The organism is Arthrobacter sp. Bi26 (genome assembly GCF_918697925.1).
Taxonomy (GTDB): Bacteria; Actinomycetota; Actinomycetes; order Actinomycetales; family Micrococcaceae; genus Arthrobacter.
The window spans coordinates 1-3,918 of sequence record NZ_CAKKMF010000176.1 but is presented as its reverse complement, the minus strand read 5'-3'; the positions used below and the strand labels follow the sequence as shown (position 1 = coordinate 3,918).

Here is a 3,918-nt window from a genome sequence, read left to right as displayed (position 1 = left end):
CACCTGCGCCTAACGGGTCGGACCAAGTTGACTGAGCCACCCCTGAGCCGTCGTCAGCGGCCCCGAATCGGACAGGGAGACAGCCCTATCCCCGGAACGGCGCGTTCCCCTTCTGGAGGGCTATCGGACGAGCGGGAATTCGTCAGCGCCGCAATCCACGAGTGTTTCGGCGATGGCCTGATCGAGGGGTGTTCCCTCTTCGGTCAGCGGACGTCCATCGGGGCGGCCGTACATGTACACGTTCTCCATGCTGACCAGACGGGCGCCGGTGCCTTCGGCGGCGGCCAGTACCCCGGACTGCAGGGCTTAGAACTGTGTGTTCCACTCAGGGTATGGCGGGTTCAGGGTCTGATAAACGACGGCGCCCCGCGGGCTGCTTCGGCGGCGAATGCGGTATCGCTGGCGTCCCCGGCGGCAACTTCCACGTCGTTGGGACCGCGTGCTCGTCCTGACCGGTTCACGAGCCGGACGGTCCGGCCGCGGCTCCGGAGGGCGTCGTACGTGGCGAGCCCGATGGCTTCGGTACCGAAGATGACGTGCAGTCCCGTGCTCACGCTGCTGCTACCCCGGCCGTCTCGCCGGGGCGCTGTTCCACGGCGGGCCGGCGAGACCACGATGCTGACGCCGAGTGCAGCCACCCACAACCCCCAGCCGGTGCTGCCGAGGAGGCCCGCAAGGTCCCAGACGGGGAAGCCCGGGAGTGCGGTGGCAATGATGTCGCCCTGATTCAGCAGGTAGATCATGCTGACGGCGAGTCCGACGGCACCGAGCCAGCGCGGAAGGACCCCGCTGCGCAGGATGATCACGCAGAGTGTGACCGACCACGCGATGACAAGCAACTGACCCAGATGCTCCCCCGGCAGCGCTCCGCCGAACTGATGTTGGGCGGTCCAGGCGGCGTCCACGGCCGCCCGTGTCGTGGCGTCGCCGCTGACATAGGAGCCGGCCAGGGGCGGAACGACGAACACCCAACGCAGGAATCCTATGAGAGACAGCAGCACCGAGGCGGCACCTGCGTACGTGGCGACCCGCAGGACCGGATCCTGGCGGAGGCCGAGCGCCGCGGGCAGTAGCAGAACCGGTACGGCAAGGAGCCCGTACGCCCAGGCCGTCGCAAACCAGATCCAGACCAACCTGGGACCGTCGGCTGCGAATGCCGCCAGCACCACGCTGGCCGGCTCCCGCAGGATGTCCGGCCAGTCAAACGTTACCGAACGTGTGGTGGCTGCCGCGGCGAACGCGAGGGCGCACACAACGAACAATCCGCCCGTCACCCAGCGAAGGTTCCTGTCCGAGTACGTGAATGTCACGACGGTCAATGTTCAACATCCAGTTTCCGGCCGGGCATAAGTCAGTCCAGTATTTCCATCTGGAAGCCGCCGCCGCGGCGCCGGACCCTGGTGCGCGGATACACCTCCAGGGGCACGTCACCGAGTTGTTCGGTTGACGCCGAGGCGTACATCCACACACATTGGCCGGGTGGACATAGAGGAAGCCGCATTCAACGCAGGCCCCATCATCCTGCCTCCGCCGGCATCACGGTAGCTCTGCGCCGGGACGCTGACAAGGACACGGCACACCTCGGCCAATTGGCTCCGCCCTCGCGCACCCCCCGCTGCCGCCGTCCCGAAAATCGGCAAGTCGGCGGTGTTCCCCGGGGCACTCTGGAAGGCCTGCCTTTCAGGGCTGTGTTGCGTCGAAGAAACGCTCGTCCGGTCCGGTTGCCGTGATCTGGCCTGCCCGGGACCGGATAAAATCGCGGTCTTCCTGTGAGAGCGTAATCTCGCCGTGCTGGTCACAGTCGGCGCTTCCGCCGGTCGCCTCACAGATGGTGGCCACCATCGTGCGCGGGAGGATCAGGCATCCCGGGTTGTCGACCAGCCATTGCCGCGTTTCGGGCCTGAGCCTGTGCCAGTTGTCCTTGACGATCATCTCCATCGATGCTGCCTTCCTGTGGTGGCCACGGCCGAAGCGCCAGGTCCGGGTAGTGGATCGTGCTCAGCCTACGCCCCGCGATCGGAGAATGACACGGCGCTCGGAGCTGAATGGTCGCATGGAGGGAACGGACTTACCGGCACGTACAGAGGCTGATCCTCGAGCGTGGAAGCTTGAATGCAGTGGCGGCCACGATGACTCCGGCGCCGAATTCAACAGCCACCTCAGAGGTGGCGGAGGAAGGGCGCGCGGCTCGAATAGGCGCTCTAAATGGACAGCCTGACCTATGCAGTGCGGGCAGCGTGAATGCTCAACCGAGGTAACCCCGCCGATTCCGCAGGCCGCGCCAATCGCCACCACCTGTGTCTCAATCGGCGGCTGAGCGAACGACACACCACTCGTTGCCTTCCGGATCCTGCAAGACCTGGAATGTGCCCACTGAATCGGCATGGATTGCGCCAACCATTACAGCGCCAAGGGCTACCGCCGCAGCGGCAGCGCCAGGCACGTCATCCACGTGCACATCTATATGGAGGCGGTTCTTCACCTGCTTCGTCTCGGGCACGCGCTGGAAGGCTAATCGCGTCCATCCCGGCGGATCGATGAACGACCATTCATTGCTTCGATGCACGGGAGTTCCGCCAAGGACAGTGGCCCAGAACTCAGCGAGTGTGGCTGGATCTTGGCAATCCACCACTACCTCGTCAACGCTTCCAATCATTTTCGGAGCATACCTGAGCAACGCGTCCGCCGGTGTCCGACCCACAAACGACCACGTCCGAAGCCGAAAGTGTGGACAACGAACACACCCCCAAAATTGTCCTTCTGAGCACGCCGAACGCCTCCCGCGCTCCCCATTGAGGGGCGCGGTTCTCCTTTGACCTGGCAAGAGTGGGGACTTCCCATACGGGTTCACGCCGTCCAAGTTTCTAGGGCACGGCACCCCGCAATCAACGGAGCTTTCAACGACTGGGAAGCCGAACTGACAACGAACAACTCCATGGCCACGACACCTCCTTCGCGCAGCCCATGAGCTCCCGCCGGGCTCTTTGCCGGGACCTGCTGCGGTGCCAGTTCCGGGTGGTGCAGGTCCCAGGCGGGGCGTTCGGGCTCACCGTTTCCCGCATGCCGGTCCCCCATCGCGACATCCTCGGCCCGCACTGGCTCTGCGAGAAAATCCGACACAGTTGCTGGGACCCTTGATTCTCGTACATCCCGCCCGCAATACTGTCCCGCTCTACTTGGACAATCGCGATAGTTGCACCTGCCCGCGCAGATCTCCGGCTACGCCCGGGTCTCCACCAACCAACAAGACCTAACAACGCAGCGCAAGGCACTTACGAGTCTGGGCGTCCTCGAGGGCCTAATCAATGGTGACCACGGCGTGACCGGAGAACGGGAACGGCCGGGACTGAACGAAGCCCTGGCGGCCGTCCGGGCCGGCGGCACCCTGATCGTCACCAAACTCGATAGGTTCGCCCGGCCCCTACCCGATGCTCGAGAACATCATCGAGGACAGGAGTTCCGGCCGCCGACAGGGACGATCATGAGAATTTGATCCCAAGTCACAGCAAGTCATGCAGTTTCCAAGCGCTCCCAGCCATGAAGGTGAACCCAGCAACACCGCTGTCCACGTCAAAAGAAGGAGCCGCCAGACCGCAACGGCCACCAACAAAAATGGGCCCCGGGGCCCATAAAGGAGATTTGTACACATTCAGAGGACCACAAGCCCCTGAACAGTGAAAACACGTGCCCGAGGTGGGACTCGAACCGCATTCCCTCCCACGCAAACACTGGACTCCCCCGGAAACATGCGGAATCCGACCCGAACCGACCTAGGTACGACCCAGTCCGACGTGTTATGTCGCAGGACATAGGTGACAGTTCTTTGTCAGGTCAATGGTGACAGTTCCGAGGTTCTTGGTGGTGACACTTCTGCCGATCTGATTGGTGGATGAGTGGAGTTGAGCCTGTTGATCCTCG

The 3,918-nt window shown here is 63.6% G+C and carries 3 protein-coding genes and 1 pseudogene; 1 reads left to right on the top strand and 3 read right to left on the bottom strand.

Translation table 11 applies throughout. From position 1 onward, the window contains the following. Window positions 1-341: 341 nt before the first annotated feature. The 3 genes from LQV16_RS23120 to LQV16_RS23110 all read right to left on the bottom strand — a co-directional run bounded on the left by LQV16_RS23120 (window position 342) and on the right by LQV16_RS23110 (window position 2,656). Window positions 342-1,310, bottom strand: coding sequence for a DUF4386 domain-containing protein (locus LQV16_RS23120; RefSeq protein WP_229996171.1), 969 nt, complete (start codon window positions 1,308-1,310; stop codon window positions 342-344). A 370-nt stretch (window positions 1,311-1,680) separates the two neighbouring features. Further along, complete coding sequence (locus LQV16_RS23115; protein WP_229996170.1) at window positions 1,681-1,938, bottom strand: hypothetical protein; 258 nt, start codon at window positions 1,936-1,938, stop codon at window positions 1,681-1,683. 364 nt (window positions 1,939-2,302) lie between these two features. Beyond that, complete coding sequence (locus LQV16_RS23110; RefSeq protein ID WP_229996169.1) at window positions 2,303-2,656, bottom strand: VOC family protein; 354 nt, start codon at window positions 2,654-2,656, stop codon at window positions 2,303-2,305. 543 nt (window positions 2,657-3,199) lie between these two features. On the opposite strand from LQV16_RS23110, the pseudogene LQV16_RS23105 reads away from it, so the two are divergent. Further along, a pseudogene (locus LQV16_RS23105) lies at window positions 3,200-3,439 on the top strand (recombinase family protein); the annotation flags it as partial. Window positions 3,440-3,918: the final 479 nt, after the last annotated feature.

Coding starts and splice junctions, on each gene's coding strand:
- LQV16_RS23115 (WP_229996170.1), bottom strand. CDS start 1,938: ATGGAGATGATCGTCAAGGACAACTGGCACAGGCTCAGGCCCGAAACG.
- LQV16_RS23110 (WP_229996169.1), bottom strand. CDS start 2,656: ATGATTGGAAGCGTTGACGAGGTAGTGGTGGATTGCCAAGATCCAGCC.